General features: G+C 50.0%; 15 protein-coding genes. 12 read left to right on the top strand and 3 right to left on the bottom strand.

What is annotated here, in order from left to right; translation table 11 throughout:
- Nucleotides 1-151: 151 nt before the first annotated feature.
- From MET42_RS0108530 to pqqA, 5 genes are all read left to right on the top strand, one after another.
- The gene (locus MET42_RS0108530) at nt 152-2,242 is read left to right on the top strand and encodes a TonB-dependent receptor (RefSeq protein WP_019882496.1); all 2,091 of its coding nucleotides are present in this window, start codon (nt 152-154) and stop codon (nt 2,240-2,242) included.
- Nucleotides 2,239-2,949 (top strand): ABC transporter ATP-binding protein, encoded by a 711-nt coding sequence (locus MET42_RS0108535; RefSeq protein ID WP_019882497.1) that lies wholly within the window; start codon nt 2,239-2,241, stop codon nt 2,947-2,949. The genes MET42_RS0108530 and MET42_RS0108535 overlap by 4 nt, the downstream gene beginning before the upstream one ends.
- Nucleotides 2,946-4,352: a DUF3526 domain-containing protein gene (locus MET42_RS0108540; protein WP_019882498.1), complete on the top strand. Its 1,407-nt coding sequence runs from the start codon at nt 2,946-2,948 to the stop codon at nt 4,350-4,352. Before MET42_RS0108535 ends, MET42_RS0108540 begins: the two co-directional genes overlap by 4 nt.
- Nucleotides 4,349-5,611 (top strand): DUF3526 domain-containing protein, encoded by a 1,263-nt coding sequence (locus tag MET42_RS0108545; RefSeq protein ID WP_019882499.1) that lies wholly within the window; start codon nt 4,349-4,351, stop codon nt 5,609-5,611. The genes MET42_RS0108540 and MET42_RS0108545 overlap by 4 nt, the downstream gene beginning before the upstream one ends.
- Nucleotides 5,612-5,755: 144 nt before the next feature.
- Nucleotides 5,756-5,827, top strand: coding sequence for a pyrroloquinoline quinone precursor peptide PqqA (pqqA, locus tag MET42_RS14780; RefSeq protein ID WP_081624291.1), 72 nt, complete (start codon nt 5,756-5,758; stop codon nt 5,825-5,827).
- An 87-nt stretch (nt 5,828-5,914) separates the two neighbouring features.
- On the opposite strand, the gene MET42_RS0108550 is transcribed toward pqqA, so the two are convergent.
- On the bottom strand, nt 5,915-8,911 hold the full coding sequence (locus MET42_RS0108550) for a PAS domain S-box protein (protein ID WP_019882500.1): 2,997 nt from the start codon (nt 8,909-8,911) through the stop codon (nt 5,915-5,917).
- A gap of 446 nt (nt 8,912-9,357) precedes the next feature.
- Between MET42_RS0108550 and MET42_RS0108555 the strand changes: the two genes are divergently transcribed.
- The gene (locus tag MET42_RS0108555) at nt 9,358-9,672 is read left to right on the top strand and encodes a hypothetical protein (RefSeq protein WP_019882501.1); all 315 of its coding nucleotides are present in this window, start codon (nt 9,358-9,360) and stop codon (nt 9,670-9,672) included.
- A 202-nt stretch (nt 9,673-9,874) separates the two neighbouring features.
- Complete coding sequence (locus tag MET42_RS0108560; RefSeq protein ID WP_019882502.1) at nt 9,875-10,576, top strand: OmpW family protein; 702 nt, start codon at nt 9,875-9,877, stop codon at nt 10,574-10,576.
- Nucleotides 10,577-10,675: 99 nt separating this feature from the next.
- Here MET42_RS0108560 and MET42_RS14370 read toward each other — a convergent pair whose 3' ends face one another.
- Nucleotides 10,676-11,509, bottom strand: coding sequence for an SAM-dependent methyltransferase (locus MET42_RS14370; RefSeq protein WP_029512378.1), 834 nt, complete (start codon nt 11,507-11,509; stop codon nt 10,676-10,678).
- Nucleotides 11,510-11,755: 246 nt separating this feature from the next.
- Here MET42_RS14370 and MET42_RS0108570 point away from each other — a divergent pair, with 246 nt between their 5' ends.
- A complete protein-coding gene (locus MET42_RS0108570) occupies nt 11,756-12,823 on the top strand; it encodes a YdiY family protein (protein WP_019882504.1) in 1,068 nt (355 codons plus the stop codon).
- Nucleotides 12,824-12,993: 170 nt separating this feature from the next.
- Complete coding sequence (gene ylqF, locus MET42_RS0108575) at nt 12,994-13,935, top strand: ribosome biogenesis GTPase YlqF (protein WP_019882505.1); 942 nt, start codon at nt 12,994-12,996, stop codon at nt 13,933-13,935.
- A gap of 15 nt (nt 13,936-13,950) precedes the next feature.
- On the opposite strand, the gene MET42_RS0108580 is transcribed toward ylqF, so the two are convergent.
- Nucleotides 13,951-15,216, bottom strand: a complete 1,266-nt coding sequence (locus MET42_RS0108580) for a GGDEF domain-containing protein (protein WP_232411412.1) — start codon at nt 15,214-15,216, stop codon at nt 13,951-13,953.
- A gap of 128 nt (nt 15,217-15,344) precedes the next feature.
- On the opposite strand from MET42_RS0108580, the gene MET42_RS0108585 reads away from it, so the two are divergent.
- The 3 genes from MET42_RS0108585 to rfbG are packed head-to-tail and all read left to right on the top strand — an operon-like array spanning nt 15,345 to nt 19,259.
- On the top strand, nt 15,345-17,375 hold the full coding sequence (locus MET42_RS0108585) for a UvrD-helicase domain-containing protein (protein WP_029512379.1): 2,031 nt from the start codon (nt 15,345-15,347) through the stop codon (nt 17,373-17,375).
- A 52-nt stretch (nt 17,376-17,427) separates the two neighbouring features.
- The gene (gene rfbF, locus MET42_RS0108590) at nt 17,428-18,198 is read left to right on the top strand and encodes a glucose-1-phosphate cytidylyltransferase (RefSeq protein ID WP_019882508.1); all 771 of its coding nucleotides are present in this window, start codon (nt 17,428-17,430) and stop codon (nt 18,196-18,198) included.
- Nucleotides 18,199-18,200: 2 nt separating this feature from the next.
- Nucleotides 18,201-19,259, top strand: a complete 1,059-nt coding sequence (rfbG, locus tag MET42_RS0108595) for a CDP-glucose 4,6-dehydratase (RefSeq protein WP_019882509.1) — start codon at nt 18,201-18,203, stop codon at nt 19,257-19,259.
- Nucleotides 19,260-19,262 lie beyond the last annotated feature (3 nt).

Raw genomic sequence — 19,262 nt, forward strand, 5'->3', positions numbered from 1 at the left:
CTGTCTACCGGGTGTTTTTTATCGATGTGAAGCGGACGCTTTTCAAAACAAGCCAGATATACTCAACCTAAATGAAATAATCTAAACGGTAAAAAACACATCCAGTTCACACTGGCTGGATACATGCATACTCACAGGGAAGAAACGCATCATGCATAAAAAAACCATTGCCAGTTTCATGGCGCTGATATTGCTGCCTATGCCTGGCTACGCTGAAGAAGCCAGGGAGCAAGAGAAAGAAAATGAAGCTAGCAAGCAACGAAAAACATTCACGGATGATGAAGCCCCTGTAGAGTTAGATAGCGTAGTCGTCATCGGCAATCAGGCGCAAATCTCATCCGTGGATAAAGGCTTGGCTGGTTCGGTAGATGTCATTACCAGGCAAGAACTTGAATACGAACATGTGACCGACACGCTGGAACTTTTTAACAAAACGCCTGGCGTCGTACTGTCACGCTACAGCCAGGGCATTGTGAATACAGAAATTTCCATTCGCGGCTTTAGTGGTGATGGCGAGACACCCAATGCCAAATTGCTGGTTGATGGTATTCCTTCCAACCTGTTTTCCGGCTTGAGTGAGCTGGATTATCTGTTCCCGACCAACATTCAGAGCATTCAAGTCTTTAAGGGCACCAGTGATGCCAGCACAGGTTTGTTTGCGACTGCCGGGAATTACAAAGTGGAAACGCGTAAAGATGCTGGCAAGCAGTTGCAATTCGGTTATGGCAGCTTTAATACCCGTGAAATGCAGGGCTATTTTGGTGACAAGCAAGACAATTTCACCCAGAACTATGCAATTGGCTACCGCAAGGGCAACGGCTTCCGCGACCATACCGAAAATGAAAAAATTGCGTTATCCGGCCGCTGGCAATTGGACTTTGACCAATCTACGCTGGCGCTGAGTGCTAAATACGGCAAATATAACTCGCCAGAGGCCCCTGGCTACATGCCTAAAGCACAGGCCCGCGCCAATCCAACCGGCGTCGCGCCTAATGCACTCAATGACAGGGGGGAAAAGGAATTCAAACACCTGAGCCTGCATTATGACTATTTTTTCAATAATGACCTGGATGTGAGCCTGAAGACTTACTGGCAGAATTTTGACCGTGAACGGGATGTGCGTTTTGTGGGTTCGCCGAATGTCGAACACAGGCTGGATGATCAAACATCAACAGGGCTGATTGCAAAACTAAACTGGAAAATCAATCCGCAGTGGGCTGTTGAGACGGGCTATGATATTGAGCATCAGGAAGTCAGCCAGTTTAATCAAAGGGTAAATGCGGTAGGTGTCAATGTCATTCGTATCAAAGCGGATTACGACTTTACCGCACAAGGCATCTATGCCAAATTGGAAAATACACCGCTTGAATGGCTACGCTGGAACTTTGCCCTGCGCGCGGATCGGCTGGATGCAACAGCGAATGCGCCTATCATCATTGGTACAAACCTGATTCCGGCCAGGCAAATCAATACCGACTTGTACGACTCACCGACGATTGTGCAACCCAAACTCAATGCGTTTGCCAATCTGAACGCACAGCACACCCTGTTTGGCAATGCAGGTCGCAGCTTCCAAACGCCGACGGGGATCAACTTGAACCAGTTCGATGCTAATAGTGGCGCAAGAATCCCAATAGATGTCGCTGTGAATGATGGCTGGGAAATTGGCCTTAAAAGTGGCTGGAGCAGTGCGCTCAATACACGAACTTCCTACTGGCAGCAGAAAGCCAAGCATGAGTTCATCAATATTGATAACTTCCGTCGCCCTTTAGGCGAGACACTCCGGCAAGGCCTGGATGCCAGTTTTGATTACAGATTGAATGACTACTTCAGCTTCTGGGGCAATGTTTCTAAGGTGTATGCCAAAATTGAAGAGCCCAATCCGCAAAACCCAGAGTTTAAAGGGCATAACATACGCGGCATTCCTGACCACACGGCTTCACTGGGTCTGCAATTCACCCCTGACTCCGACTGGATTGCGCGTATTCATATCGACCGGCAAGGGGCTTATTACATCAATGAAAGCAACTTGGGTGGCAAATACGGCGCCTACACACTGACTAGCGCGAATATTGATTACAAAACCCATTGGGGACGAGTCAGTTTGCTGGCCAACAATATTTTCGACAAATATTATGAGTATGTATACGACTTCAATTCCAATGGCAACCCAGCAGGCGTCAACTTTGCTCCCGGCGCTGGTCGCAACTTCATGCTCACCGCAACAGTGGATTTCAAATGACCGCATTATTATCCATCCAACAACTCAGCCTGCGTTTTGCCGGGCGTGAAATTTTGAAACAGCTTGATTTCAGTTTACCTGCGGGGGAAGTCGTCTCGGTACTTGGCAGCAACGGTGCAGGGAAATCTACCCTGCTCAAAAGCATACTCGGCTTGCACACTGCGGCGCATCAAACCGGCACGATTCAAATTGCTGGCGTGAACCTTGAGCAGTCACGCCACCAGGCGCTGTCGCAATTGGCTTACGTGCCTGAGCAACCGGCGGTTTACGGTCACCTGTCTGCGATTGAAAATATCCGTTATTTCCTGAGTCTGGGCGCGATCAGCCAGCCAGCGGATATCACGAGCTGTTTAACCATGGCAGGGTTGCCTGAGCATGCCTGGCAACGGCCTTGCAGTGAGTATTCCAAAGGCATGAAACAAAAAGTGATGCTGGCATTTGCACTGGCAAAACAGGCCAAACTTTTACTGCTGGATGAACCAAACTCAGGGCTGGATCCGCAGGCGACCGAAGAGTTGAACCTGTTGATTGTGCAGTGCAAAGCACGCGGCATGGGCATACTGGTGGTGACACATGACGTATTATCGGCGATGGCGTTTTCAGATCGCTTGCTGATGCTGGCAAACGGGCAATTACAGCCAGTGACCATAGACCAATCGTCACTGACCTTGGAGAGCCTCAAACGACTGTATCAGGGGCAGGCATGACTTCACTTGTCTGGAAAATCGCCATCAACGAATGGCGCCGTTTATGGCATGCGCGTATTCCGGCCCTGTTGATGCTGGTATTAGTCGTGCTGTGGGCGATTGCCGCCCTCGCCGCCCATCACCACTGGCAAGACCACGCCAATACAGTGGCAGAAGTCACACAACGCAGCCAGCAGGACTGGCAATCGCAACCCGATCGCCATCCGCACCGGGTATCCCATTTTGGTGATTTTGTGGCCAAGCCGTTGCACCCGCTCAGCGTCATTGAACCTGGTATCATCGATCAATCGGGGCACCTGGTTTACCTGGAAGCGCACAGGTTGAACAGCGCCAATTTTAATCCGGCCACTGAGGCGACCAGCCTAGGCCGTTTCCCGCTCATTACGCCCGCCATGATCGTGCAATGGTGGATGCCGCTGTTTTTGATCATGATTGCTTATGCCACCATCACCGCAGAAAAAATGACCGGCATTTTGGCTTTTATGCGCGGCAATGGTACGCCTGTCTGGGCGATCGCAACGGGGAAGTGGCTGGCACTATTCCTGCCATTTTTCACCCTGCTTTGCCTGCAAGCTTCCCTGACACTGGCCTGGAGCTGGGGCAGTGACCAGGTTTTGTTACGGTTATCACTGATGCTATTGGCGCAGGCCATGTACATTGCAGGCTGGTGCCTGCTGGTGCTTGCGGTTTCCTGGTTTAGCAAGCAACTGCATGGCGCCTTGCTGACGCTGCTGCTGTGCTGGGTATGCATCTGCATTATTTTCCCGCGCGGATTAGCCAACCTGGCGCAGATGACCTACCCGACCCAGCCGCGTACAGAGGCTGAGCATCACGCAGAAATCAAACTGAAGACCTTGGGCGACAGCCATAACCCGGACGACCCGCATTTTGCGGCATTTAAAGCAGGTATCCTCAAAAAATACCAGGTCACAAGCGTTGAAGATTTGCCGGTTAACTATAAAGGCCTGCTGATGCAGGAAGGGGAGCGCCTGACCACTGACGTCTACCGCGAACAGCAAGCCCTGCATAATGCACAACTGAACAGACAAAACATCAGCATCCGGCATTGGCTATGGCTGACACCGGCACTGGCATTGCAATACGTGCAGATGGCCAGTAGCGGCAATGACCTGGCGCATCACCAGGCGTTCATCCGGCAAGCAGAAAGCCGCCGCTATCAATTGATTCAATACCTGAATCAAATCCATACCATGAAGGTCGACCAGCACCACGATCACGACACACGCGTGTCTGCCGACTTCTGGAAAAAAGCCCCGCGCCCCGTCGTCACCCTGGCACCAGTTTCAGTGAGCCGCCACAGTGTTGAAGCAGCGCTGCTGGTCTTGCTGGGCTGGCTATTGATCCCGGGCGTACTGCTGATAAAGGTTGCAAAACGCACATGAAACAAGAACTCATTTTATTACTCAAGCAACGCAGCATATTGATACTGCTGTTGCTGAACCTGTTACTGACCGGCTTTAGTCTGTTTAATGGCTGGCAGAATATCAGCCATATACAGGCACAAATCGGTCACGCCAAACAGCAAGAAATCCTGCGCAAGCAGGATTACCTCAAGCAGCACAACCAACATGATTCACTAGATGTAGGAGAAGTTGGCTATTACGTGTTCCATAATGTTTACCACACGCCTGGCGAATGGAGCTTTATCGCGCTGGGTAACTGGCTGGTGACGCCTTATCTGCAACGCATACGCCTGTTGGGTTTGCAGGGGCAGCTTTACGATGGCGAATCGCATCATCCTGAATATGTCATGCTTGGTGGGTTCGATTATGCTTTCTGGTTAGTGTTTTTTGCGCCTCTAGTCTGTATCGTACTGTTGCATGACCTCAAAGCCAGTGAGCACCAAGCACAACGGCTGCTGTTTTTACAAAGCCTAAGCGCCCAGCCCACCCGCTTCTGGTGGCAACGTGTGGTGTCCCGCTGGCTGTTGATTGCATTAACTTTCTCGCTGCCAGTCATTGGATTTACGACCATACACGGTTTTTCGCTGACCCCGCTGCTGCAGGTGCTGATGATCACGCTGTTATATACCCTGCTGTGGACAGGGCTATATGCAGCATTCAGCCTGCGGACGCGTGCGCTGGATGCCAATTTGAACGCACTCGCTTTAACCAGCCTCTGGTTATTGTCCTGTATCGTGTTACCTAACCTGGCGCAGCTGTGGTTACACCACCGCTACCCGGTACAAGATGGCAGCCAGATTGCTTTGCAACACCGGCAGGCCGTGCATAGCGCCTGGGACTTACCCAAAACCGACACGCTGACCCCGTTTTATGCACTGTATCCGCAATGGCAGGACACCGCGCCAGTCACCGGCCGCTTTCACTGGAAATGGTATTACGCATTTCAACATATGGCCGATGTGAAGCTGGCGCCACAAGTTGCGGCACGCGAACAGACACTGATGCAACGCGACCAGTTGACCGGCATGCTAGGCTATTTTTTACCGGCAGTATGGGTCCAACGCAGCCTGGAAAACATCGCGCACAGCAATGTCTCGGATTTACTGGCACATAGACAACGCATCACGGCCTTCCACACGCAGTTACGGCATGAGGCCTATCCTTACCTGTTTGCAGAAAAACAGTTTACGACTGAGTCGTTTGGCAACATGCCTGTGTTTGAAAATACGAATAAATAGCTGAAAAAGAGGATTCAAACTACGTAAAATCATGAGCTGCTTTTACGGATTCGCTTCAGGGTGGTTTTGAAACACCGGCGTATAGTGACAGTCATACAAGTACATCAAGCACGATGTACTACCAAACAACTAAAGGAGACTATCATGTGGACTAAACCAGCTGCTACTGAAATGCGTTTTGGCTTTGAAGTGACAATGTACGTCATGAACAAATAATCAGGATTCATCTCAAATTTTGAGATGTGCCTGAACAAAAAACCGCCGGCATCCGGCGGTTTTTTATTGCCTCAAAGATCAAACATATTAAAACTGCGCCCATTCACCATCATCGGTGCCTGTACGCAACGCACTTGAGTGAGGCATGCCCACACTGACTGGCAGCCCTTGCTTACTACGCGCATGAATATGGCTAACAGTTGAACGCTTGTCAGCACTCTCTTCATTGACCAGTTTGAACACACTGACGGCCTGCACCAGGCTTTCTGCCTGGTCAACCAGTGACTCCGATGCCGCCGCCGCTTGTTCAACCAATGCCGCATTTTGTTGCGTGACCTCATCCATGGTCATCACGGCCTGGTTGACCTGGGTAATGCCAGCACTTTGCTCAACTGAGGCTGCCGCAATTTCAGTCATAATATCCGTGACCTGCTGCACCGAAGTGACGACCTCTTGAATCGTCTTTCCGGCCTCTTCCACCAATTGGCTGCCTTTTGCAGTTTTAGCAACAGAGTCGTCAATCAGCACTTTAATTTCTTTGGCCGCAGCGGCTGAACGTTGGGCCAAATGGCGCACCTCGGCGGCCACGACAGAGAATCCGCGGCCTTGCTCACCTGCGCGGGCGGCTTCAACGGCCGCATTCAAAGCCAGGATATTGGTCTGGAAAGCGATGCCATCAATGACAGAAGTGATATCTTCAATGCGCTTGGCGCTTTCATTCATGGCACTCATGGTCGTTACCACCTCACCAACCACACTACCGCCCCTGACGGCAACCGCTGAGGCGGCCGTTGCCAGTTGATTGGCTTGCTTCGCATTCTCGGCATTCTGCTTCACCGTGGTTGCTAACTCCTCCATGCTGGCAGCAGTTTCTTCCAGGCTGGATGCCTGTTGCTCAGTGCGGCTGGAAAGGTCATTGTTACCGCCGGAGATTTCATCGGCCGCCGTATTAATCGTCACGGTCGCTTCGCGTACCTGCAAGATCACTTCGCTCATTTTGTCGATCAGCGCGTTCACGCCCTCACACAAAGCAGCAATGTCTCCAGTTTTACCTTCTAGCGGCACACGCTTACTCAAATCACCAGCTTTGGCGCCTTCAATGATGGCTTTGGTCTCTTGCACCGCACGGGCCAGTGCCTGCGCATTTTCATGCTGTGCAGTGATATCTGTCGCATATTTCACCACTTTAAACGGTTTACCATTCATATCGAGAACCGGGTTGTAAGTGGCCTGCATCCAAACGCTAACGCCATTTTTCTTCATGCGCTTCACTTGGCCCATCTGCGCCTCACCGCGCCGCAAAGCATCCCAGAATGCCTTGTAATCATGGCTGGAACGATAAGCACGCTCCACAAACATACTGTGATTTTTGCCTAGAATTTCATGTTCAGCATAGCCAGATAATTGCAAAAATAAGTCGTTCGCCGAAATAATGGTGCCGTCAAGATCAAACGAAATCACACCTTGGGTTCTATGAATGCCAGAGATTTGACCGGCATTATCCGCCGCAATCAACTTGGATTCAGTAATGTCCATGGTGTAATTAACAATCTTATACGGCTTGCCTTTTAAGTCGTAAATCGGGTTATAAGACGCCTGTATCCACACCTCATCGCCACTCTTTGCGATACGTTTGTATTGCCCCATGTCAGAGCCGCCATGCACAAGCTTGTTCCACAAAACCGCATAAGCCTCACTGCTGGCAAAGCTGGGTTCCAGCACCTTGCTAACATGTTGCCCAAGCAACTCGTGTTCGCTATAACCCAGCATATCCAGGTAGGTTTGGTTCACTTTAAGCACCGTGCCATCAAGGCCCAGTTCAATCACGCCCTGTGATTTTCCAATCGCCGTAATTTGGCCTTCAAAATCTGCATTCCTGAGCTTTTGCGCGGTGATATCTGCAGCATACTTCACCACTTTATAAGGCTTACCATCTGCATCTAAAATGGGGCTATAGGTTGCATCTAGCCAGATCTCCTTGCCATGCTGGCCGATACGCAAAAACTCACCGCTGACTGATTCGCCACGTGTTAACTTTTGCCAAAAGGCATGATAGTCGCCACTACTGATAAACGCTGGCTCAACCAACTGGCTATGCGACATGCCAACCAGCGCATTTCGTGTATAGCCCAACACCGACAAGAAAATATCATTGACGGCTGTTATTTTGCCATCCAGGTCAAACTCTATTGACCCGGTAGAACGGTTAATCGCGGCCAATTGATTTTCAAACAATGCGGCTTGCTCGCGGGTTTCAATGGCAGACTCTTTTAAGGCATTTTCGCTGACACTGAGCAACGTCTGCATCTTTTTCAGTGCTTGCAATACTTCACTCAGCTCGTTGCTACCCTGCGCATCAATATAGGTGCTGTAGTTGCCGATGGTGATTTCTTTCACCGCACTGAGTGTTTGCGCCAGCGGCTGGGTCACTGAACGAGCAATGATCATCGCCAAGCCTAGCAGGACAGGTAATGCCAAGCCCAGGCTGGCAAAAGACAGTGCAGTGGATTGATGAGTAAAATCCTGCCCTACTTGTACAGCCAGCAATGCAAAAGCCATAGCAGCTAAACCAACTAAGCGCTGTTTGACAGTGATGGCGCCCAATATGTTTTTTAATTTATTCGCCAAGGACACGCTCACCACTTTGCCATCCACAATCGCCAGACCTTTAGCCTTGCCTGTATTAAACAATTGATAGGCGGTGGAGGCTTCACTGATTTGCTGGCGTGTCGGCTTTCTGCGCGCAGATAAGTAACCCACGACCTGGTTGTTTTCCGTCACTGGCGTTGCATTAGCCACTACCCAATAAAAGTCACCACGCTTGGTGCGGTTTTTCACCAAGCCCGTCCATGGCTTACCGGCTTTCAAGCTGCGCCACATATCGGCAAAAGCGGCCGCAGGCATATCCGGGTGGCGCACAATATTGTGACTGCTGCCGACCAATTCAGACTCACTAAAGCCACTGACTTGAATAAAGTCTTTGTTGGCATAGGTAATCACACCCTTGAGATCTGTTCTCGTCAACATAAACTGGGCATCATCAAACTGGATTTCTGTGGCCGTCACTGGCAAATTTAATTTCATAATCAATCGCTTTCTATCCCTGAGTCATTGAGACAATTTAATTTAATAATGGAGAGTCAATACACCCTTCTCCCAACTGGATAGCAGTCAAACCTGACAAAAAAACCTGCCGACTGATATCCATTTTGTCTGTTAGTCATGTCAGAATTTGTCTTACAAAAAACATAACTTTTATTTTTATATACAATAACTTAACCAACAAAAATCCATATTGAGATAGATCAATAAATTGGCTGGATGATGATTGTTCCTGATAACGAGACATGACAGCCGGTGGCACGGCTGAGTCATGTCCGCTCTTTGCAAATGCAGGAACCTAATGGGATTACAGCTTACTAATGACGCATGATCTGCGGTTGATAATGACCAGTGAATATTAAGCCCGAGGACATTTTGGCTTTATAATCGTTTTGAAATTTTGTTATGACGTTTTTATGGAGTCTCGCATGCGTTTACAGTCCCTTTCTGTTTTATTCCTAATCGCCACACTGAGCCAGCCAGTGTTTGCCCGCAATATTCTTAATGAACAAACAGATGCCGCTTCTGCACGGGATGCTGTGGGCGATGCCATGAGCAAACTGAGTGACCTTGAGCAAAGAATCAAATCTCAGGAAGCCCTGGTTGCACAGGAGCAGGCAAAGTTAAAGCAATACCAATCCGATAAAGTGCAAGCGGAAAAAGACCTGGAAAATAAAAAAGTGATTTTCGAACAGAAATCCAAAGTACTGGATGACGCCTGGAAGCAACGTAACGATTACTAACGGTATGTCGGCGCGTTTTATCTAAAACTGTCACACGCACAGATACTTGCGAATCCGCAGGTATCTGCCTCTCCCCGCTTTACGCCTCCATTAGCCCTCGACACACATCACAAACATGTGTCGAGTTGATTTGGGTCAATACCCGCTTTAGCCAGCAAACCTACAATGGCCTCAAATCAATGCACCTAATGGAGTGATCACAATGAAAAAAACCGCAATCAGTTTAATGTTGGCAGCCTTATTGCCTGCCATGAATGCCTATGCAGAGCAAGGTGACTGGGTTGTACGTCTGCGTGCAACTAATATCAGCCCGAACGAAAGCAGCCGCTTGGGCAGCACCGTCAACAAGGCGGTGGGTGCCAATGTGATGACACCAAGCGCAGACCTGAAACTCGACAGCAACACAATTCCTGAATTAGATATTAGCTACTATTGGACCAAAAATATTGCCACCGAACTGATACTGGCGCTGGGCAGCAAACACGATGTAAGAATCACTGGCGACAGTGCCGGTGTGGTTGGCAACCAGCATCTGGGTAGCATTGATGCGCTGCCACCTACCTTGACAGCGCAATGGCACTTTAACCCTGATCAAACCATTGACCCTTATGTGGGTGCTGGTATCAATGCGACATTTATGCTGGACCGCAATCTGCGTTTCACCTCTGGTGCAACCGCTGGCGAAAAAATCAAAATTGACCGCAATAGCATTGGCCCAGCCTTGCAGGCTGGTGTGGATATCAACCTGAAAGATGGCTGGTTATTGAACGCGGATGTGAAATATCTCTGGATTGATACCGACGTTGAAATGAAAAGCGCTACCACCGGCAACCGTTGGGCCAAAATCGACTCCCTCGACGTCAATCCATGGGTAATTAGCCTGGGTATTGGTAAGCGTTTTTAAGCGACGATCGTCAACACTCTTCCCTGGGGCATTTAACGCGCTCCATTCACCTCTGATGCCACCCCAGTATCAGAGGTTTTTTTATATGCGGCGAACTGGCTACTGAAAGTTGAAGCGTGCGGATAAGCTGCTTAGATTGAGTTGCTCCAGCAACTGTTGCCCACGTTCACGCGCACTGCGTTTACGCTGGCCAGTATATTTGGCGATGATCAGCTCGTTTTTCATCGAATGCTCCCAGCCCACCAGCTCCGTCACCGTCACCTGGTAGCCATGCGCCTCCAGTTCGAGGCAACGCAACACATTGGTGACCTGGCTGCCAAACTCACGGGTATGAATTGGATGCCGCCACAACTCGCTTAAAAAGGTTTGAGCCAGTGTTTCAGCCTTGTGCTGACGCATCACCTCCGCCACCTCGGCCTGACAACAAGGCACCAGCACCATAAACTGCGCCTGTTTTTGCAAACCAAACTGAATCGCATCATCTGTGGCCGTATTGCAGGCATGCAAGGCCGTGACAATATCCACGGTTGCAGGCAGTTGTTGTGACTGCATTGCTTCAGCGACGGTTAAATGCTCAAACTGCATGCGGTCAAAACCACACTCTTGCGCCAGTTGGCGTGATTTCTCTATCAACTCGCCACGGCTTTCAATGCCAATGACCTGGCCGCCTGCGTGTTGCTTAAGCAAGAGGTCATAGAGGATAAATCCCAGATAAGATTTACCTGCACCATGGTCGACCAGCACGGGCTGTGACTGTTTATCCATCACGGCTTGCATCAAGGGCTCAATGAAATTGACCAGGTGATAGACTTGCTTGAGCTTGCGGCGGCTATCCTGATTCAGCTTGCCATCGCGTGTCAGAATATGCAGCGCCTGCAATAGCGGGAGAGATTGACCGGGCTTCACCTCGGGCGGTAAGTTTGTCTTGACCATGCGTATTGCTGTTTTAAAATACCAATATATCAGTTTAACATGTGCCAGCTTCATCAGGATTGCTTCTGGCAGCCACGCCGGGAGCGATCTCGGGAACTCAAAGGCTGTTTTACGAATCATGTCTATCATGGTGGTCAGTTTTATCCCGTGCGCAAGCCGCACGACCACCGCTGCAGCGACGTTGGTACACGCTGCATCAATTCGCTGTTTCACAGCGCTGTTGTTCAATCGCACCAGGGAGTATGTATGCCAAACAGCTTAGCCACATTGGCTTATTTATATGTAGACAAGACGGTTAAATGCGCGCTATTTCCGCTGACAATGCTTTCCATGCTTGCCACGCCAGTGCTTGCAGATACAATCTGGCTCAAAAATGGCGACAAGATCACAGGCACACTGGGCGTTAAAATATCAAATAAACTCACAGTCAAAACCACTTATGCCGATGAGGTTAAAATCAACTGGAACGATATTCACAGTATCGATGCCGACAAACCTATCCTGATGCAGCTGTCTGATGGCAGCATCGTCAATGGCCGCCTGATTCATACCGATGAAGGCCAGGTGATTCTGGATGAGGAAACCAACACGCCATTGGTGGATACTGAACTGGACGAAATTCATTACATCAACCCCAGCCGCGACCTGATTGGTGAAGGCTACGTCTGGACCGGCAACCTGAGCCTGGGTGGTGCGTTTAACAATGGCAACAGTACCAACCGCAATATGCAATTTAACGGTGAGTCGGTATTACGCGGCCTGGAAAATCGTTATACGGTACAAGGCTATTACTACTGGGCAGAAGATAACGACGAACAAACGCAGAACAACGCGCGCGTGCGCGGCCAGTATGACCACTTTTTCACCAAAAAATGGTTTAGCTACCTCAACACCATTCAGGAAAAAGACCGTTTCAGGGATATCAAGTTACGAAGTACCTACGGTGTGGGTACCGGTTACCAGATTTTTGAGGGCGAAAAGCTTAACCTGTCAGTGGAAGGCGGTGTGTCGCTGATCAAACAGGACTATTACGAAGAAAGTGATGACAATCATGCCGCCTTGCGTTGGGCGGTCAACTACAACCAGTATTTATTTGATTCTTTTGTGCAGGCATTCCATCGCCATGAAGTGTTATACACCGCGAGATCCCCTTCACAAATCCTGGTTTACAGCTCAACCGGCCTGCGTTTTCCGTTTATTTTCGGCTTAAGTGCGTCTACACAATTAGACTACAACTACGATAGCCGCCCGGTAGATGATCGCGTCAAAGGCGATACGCGCGCCCTGTTCACACTGGGCTATAGCTGGAAATAACGCTGGCGACGTCTGCAATATTTAAGGAGTTGCCGCTTAAATGTTAAAATGATCGCTGCATTGTTTTAATCCGTCCTGAATTTCATCATAGGCAGCATGGACAAAAACAATATGGGGTACGGCAAGGGACATTGATACCGTATTTTTTGAGTTGAAGATGGAGCAAAAATATGGCGATACAATGGTTTCCGGGGCACATGACTTCTGCCCGAAAAAAGGCAGAAGAAACACTGGAACATATCGACGTCGTGATTGAAGTACTGGATGCTCGCGTGCCTGCCGCCAGCCACAACCCCATGATTGAGGAAATGCGCAACTTTCGCCAGCGGCCTAACCTGAAAATTCTCAACAAAGCCGATTTGGCCGACCCGCAAGTCACCCAGGCCTGGTTGAATTACTTTAACAAGCAGCCCAATACCAAAGCCGTCGCCCTGTCGTGCAAAAAACCTGGTGACGCAAAGAAAATTCCAGGCTTGTGCCGCCAACTGGCATCACATCGCGGCACGCCGCTGAAACCGTTGCGCATGATGATCATGGGCATTCCTAACGTCGGCAAATCCACCCTGATGAACGCCCTGCTTAACCGCCGGGCGGCCAAAGTGGGCGATGAACCGGCCGTGACCAAAAGCCAGCAACGCTTTGATTTAAATGACAGCCAGAACATTACCGACACCCCGGGCATGATGTGGCCAAAAATCGAACATGAGTCAGACGGTTATCTGCTGGCTGCCAGCCACGCCATTGGCCGCAACGCGGTGATCGATGAAGATGTGGCCGAGTTTTTGGGTAGTGTGCTATTAAAACAATATCCAGCCCTCATGAATACGCGCTATAAACTGGATGCCATGAAGCTGGATGTGACTGCCATTGATGGCATAGACTTGCTGCAAGCTATCGCCAAACGCCGCACTTACAAACGTAACGATGGTGAGTGGGATATGGAGCGTACCGCCATGGCCTTGCTCACTGACTACCGCAGTGGTGCTATTGGCCGCGTGAGCCTGGAATCACCACAGAGCCGGGCCGAGATGATCGCGCTGGCTGCGGAACAGGCCGCGGCAGCGAAGAAAGCGAAAGAAGACCAGGCAGCGCCTGAGCCAGATACCTTGTAACGCTGGCTGTTATCCTCAGGCAATCAGGCTGGCATGCCGTTTGGCTGGCTTGCCGGGCTCTGGTGGTTTATTCAGTAACTGATCAATATTGCTTGCAATGCGATTACGGCCATTCTGCTTGGCTTTGTACAGGTTTTGATCCGCGCCGGCAAACAGACCTTCCAGGCCGTAGCCAACGGTTTCAGAGCTGACTGAACCGACGCTGACGGTACATTTGATTGCCTGCGTGTCGCTACTCATACTCTCCACACCTGCAATACTTACCGGCGTCACTTCAATAATACGGCGGATACGCTCCGCCAAGATCATTGCTTCATGTTCGCCGGTATTGGGCATTAAAATACAAAACTCTTCGCCGCCATAACGGCCAATCACATCGCCGCCACGCAAGGCCGCGCGTATCGTCCCTGCACAAGCTTTCAGCACCACATCGCCCACCAGGTGCCCATACACGTCATTGACCTTCTTAAAGTAATCCAGGTCGACAATCAGCATCCCCATCGGCAGGCGGATACGCTGTGACACCGCCTGCATACGCGTAGCTGCTTCTTGCAAGCCTCTACGGTTTAATACGCCAGTCAGGCCATCCAGTGTGGCAATGGCTTGCAGCCCGGCCTGTGCCCGCACATGCATCACCAGCAACAGCAAGCTAGTCACTGTCGTCATGGCCAGCATGGTTGCCGTCATCATATAAGCATGCATGCTCCACTGTGAAAACGTCTGCAAACTATCTTGATCGCCCAATATGACCTTCATCGCCAAAAAAGCCAGCATTAAACTCACTAGGGCAAACAGGCTGCAACATAACCAGAATACGTGTGCCACAAAGTCTTTGCCATGGCCGACCAGGCTGCGGCTGCCGTAGCCAAACACCCACATCAATACCAAGAGGTTGCTTAACAATATCCATCTATCCGGTGTATGCATATTCAACATCACTGCATTACACGCAAGTAAGGTGGTCACCACCAGCAAGGCCCAATAACGGTAAACACGATAACCTCTGAGCAAACGGATACCGTTAACAAACAGGCTGATGCCGAGCGCAATAATGGTGACTGAAGTAGCCACATAAACGTTTTGCGGGCCATGTATCAAAGAGGTTTGTGAAAGAAAATAAATGGCGAGGCCAACACCGAATACCAACAGGCCGCGTACCCAATGCATAATCAGGCTGCGTTGCTGATGGGCGCCAAAAATCAACAAGACCAGAACCAGCGTTAAGGTGAGTCCAATTGATGATAGAATGACACTGTTGAGATCAAACACAGGGGCGGACAAAGTTTGTTTACCTGAAAAACATAATACTATGGTTGAGCGACTATACCCATATAAATGAAGGGGTTAAATAGTCCATACAGGCTAATTCCTCTACCGCTTTGTTGTTTACCACAAACCTCTGAAGTCCCATGCAGCATCTTTTAAATCCCCCACAGCGCGAAGCAATTCATTACTTGGATGGCCCCTTATTGGTGTTGGCCGGTGCCGGTAGTGGTAAAACACGCGTGATTACGCAAAAAATTGCCTACCTGATTAACCAGGCCGGCTATAAAGGCAACCAGATTGCCGCCATCACCTTTACCAATAAAGCCGCGCGCGAGATGCAGGAGCGTGTCACGCCATTGCTGGAAGGCAAAAGCGGCAAAGGCCTGACGGTGACCACGTTTCACTCGCTGGGGCTGCAAATTTTGCGCCAGGAAGCTGCCCTGCTCGGCTATAAACCGCAATTCTCGATTCTGGATGCCTCAGACAGCTTTAAAATCCTCAGTGATATATTGGCGACGACTGACAAACAATTGTTACGCAAGACGCAATGGCAGATTTCCAGTTGGAAAAACGCCTTTGTGAGCCCGGACCAGGCCAAGTCTTTAGCTGATGAAGAAATGGCGCATGCCGCTGCCCGCGTTTACCAGCTCTACCAGCAAACCTTGCGCGCCTACCAGGCGGTAGACTTTGACGATTTGATTAAAGTCCCGGTTGAACTGTTTGAGCAACACCATGACACCCTGGATAAATGGCAGCGCAAACTGCACTACCTGCTGATTGACGAGTACCAGGATACCAACGCTTGCCAGTACAAACTGATCAAGCAACTCACCGGCCTGCGCGGCCAATTTACCGCCGTAGGTGATGATGACCAGGCCATTTACGGCTGGCGTGGCGCCGACGTGGAAAACCTGCGCCAGCTCACCACAGACTTTTCAAAACTCAAAGTCATCAAGCTGGAGCAAAACTACCGCTCCACCGTGCGCATTTTGCGTGCAGCAAACCAGGTCATCGCCAACAATCCCAAGCTGTTTGAGAAAAAACTGTGGAGTGAACTGGGTACCGGCGACCTGTTACATGTTACCGCCACCCAAAGTGAAGAACACGAAGCCGAAACCGTAGTCATGAAGTTGCAGGCGCACAAATTCGAGCATCGCACGACCTATAAAGATTATGCGATCCTCTACCGCAGCAACCACCAGGCGCGCATTATTGAAAAATTTTTGCGCAACCACAAAATCCCCTACACCATCTCTGGCGGTTCATCCTTCTTTGACAAAGCTGAAATCAAGGACATCATCAGCTACCTGCGCCTGATCGCTAACGAAGACGATGATCCAGCGTTCATCCGTGCCGCCACCACACCGAAAAAAGGCATAGGCAACACCACACTAGAACGCTTGGGCGAATATGCCAGCGCGCACAAAATGTCGCTGTTTGCCGCCGCATTTGAAGGTGGTTTCCAGCACGACGTCGGTGCCAAACAGCTTGAAGACCTGCTCACCTTCTGCCGCTATATCCAGACATTGCAAGGCCGCGCCGTCAAAGACCCAGCCAATGAGGTGCTCAATGACCTGCTGACCGCCATTCAATACGAAACCTATTTGTATGATGGTGAAGAAGCACGCGCTGCCGAAACACGCTGGGGCAACGTCATGGAGTTTGTCGCCTGGCTTAGCAAAAAAGGCGAAGGCTCCACCGAATACGGCAATGAGTCTGACGGCAAAAACCTGCTCGAACTCACACAGCTGGTCTCGCTCATCACCATGCTAGAGGGTCGCGAAGACAGCGAACCCGATGCCGTCAAGCTCTCCACCCTGCACGCCTCCAAAGGCCTGGAGTACGGCCACGTCTTCTTAATCGGCTGCGAAGAAGGCATTTTGCCGCACACAAACTCTATTGATGCGGACCAGATTGAAGAAGAACGCCGCCTGATGTATGTCGGCATCACCCGCGCGCAAAAATCGCTCAACATCACCTGGTGCAAAAAACGCAAACGCGGCGGCGAAATGCAGGCGTGTGAACCCAGCCGGTTTATCGGTGAATTACCAAAAGACGATGTCAAACACTTTGGCAACCCGTTTAACGGGCCCGACCAAGTGCTGAGCAAAGACTATGGGAAGAGCAAGATGGCGAATATTAAGGCGATGCTAGCATCGACAAGTAAAATTTAGTTCATCAATCTATTTTGTTTATAATCTCTTTTTTATAAAAATTATTAAACATATGAAAGCGGTCATTTTAGCCGGTGGTCTGGGTACCCGCATTAGCGAAGAAACACATTTAAAACCCAAGCCAATGATTGAAATAGGCGGTAAACCTATTTTATGGCACATCATGAAATTATACTCAGCTCACGGCATCAATGATTTTATTATTTGCTGTGGCTATAAAGGGTATGTCATCAAAGAATACTTCGCCAATTATTTTCTACACATGTCAGACGTCACTTTTGACATGTCAAATAATTCGATGAAAGTTCACCAGAAAAACGCCGAGCCCTGGAAAGTCACACTGGTTGATACCGGTGACCACACCCTGACTGGTGGCCGATTGAAGCGTGTAGCCGACTATGTGAAAGACGAAGAAGCCTTCTGCTTCACTTATGGTGACGGTCTATCCGATGTAAATATCAGCGAACTGATCCAGTTCCATAAAAGTCATGGCAAGCTTGCCACCGTAACAGGAGTGCAACCCCCCGGAAGATATGGTGCCCTGGAACTGAACGGACATCAGGTCACTGGTTTTGCAGAAAAACCGCGGGGCGATGGTGGCTGGATCAACGGTGGCTTTTTTGTATTATCCCCAAAATGTATTGATTATATCCAGAATGACCAGTCCAGCTGGGAGGGGGAGCCTTTGGTAGCACTGGCCAGACAAGGAGAACTCTCTGCCTATGAACACGATGGGTTCTGGCAACCCATGGATACCCTGCGCGAAAAAACGCTACTAGAAACTTTGTGGGCCAGCGGTGAAGCCCCCTGGAAGGTCTGGTAAGTATGCCAAATTTCTGGCTGAACAAACGCGTATTCGTCACCGGGCATACAGGTTTTAAAGGTGGCTGGCTTACCTTATGGCTGCATATGCTGGGTGCCCGCATCTACGGATATGCCCTACCGCCAGACACTCGCCCCAGCCTGTTTACAGTGGCTGATATTGAACCATTATTAAGCGGTCATACTCTGGCGGATATACGGGATTCCGACAAACTGAAAGCAGCCATGGCAGAGGCGAAGCCCGATATAGTACTGCACCTTGCTGCTCAGCCACTAGTCAGGCGTTCTTATCAGGATCCAGTTGAGACTTACATGACTAACGTCATGGGAACCGTAAACCTGTTGGAGGCGATCAGGCAAACTCCCAACATCAAAGCCGTGGTCAATGTCACCACTGACAAATGTTATGACAACAAAGAATGGCTGTGGCCTTACCGTGAGGGCGAGCCGTTAGGCGGTCATGACCCTTACTCCAGCAGCAAGGCTTGCTCAGAATTGGTGACAGCCTCATACAGAAAATCATTCCTTTCAGCACTGGGCGTAGGCCTTGCCTCAGCCAGGGCAGGCAATGTAATCGGTGGAGGCGACTGGTCAGACGACAGACTGATTCCAGATTTCTTGCGTGCGATGGATGCCGGGCAGATGCTGAAGATACGCTCGCCTAGAGCAGTTCGTCCCTGGCAACACGTGCTGGAGCCGCTCAAGGGCTACCTGATGCTAGCAGAAGCACTGTATGGTTCACCAGAACAGTTTGATACTTCCTGGAACTTTGGCCCAGGCGAATCCGATTCCAGAGAGGTTACCTGGATTGTAGAAACCCTGGCCACTCACTTGCCCGACTTGCACTGGGAAATTGACAGCCAAGCGCATCCGCATGAAGCGGGCCTCCTCAGACTGGACAGCAGCAAAGCCAGGCAATTGCTGCATTGGCAGCCACGCTGGGATCTACAAACAGCACTGCAAAAAATTGCTGAATGGCACCTGGGGTGGAAGACAGGGCAGAATATGCAAACTTTCTGCAGGTCACAAATCCATGCTTACGAACAGACCATTTTAAAGTGAGTT

Origin of the sequence: Methylophilus sp. 42, from assembly GCF_000384155.1 — a bacterium.
In the GTDB taxonomy this organism is placed as follows: domain Bacteria; phylum Pseudomonadota; class Gammaproteobacteria; order Burkholderiales; family Methylophilaceae; genus Methylophilus.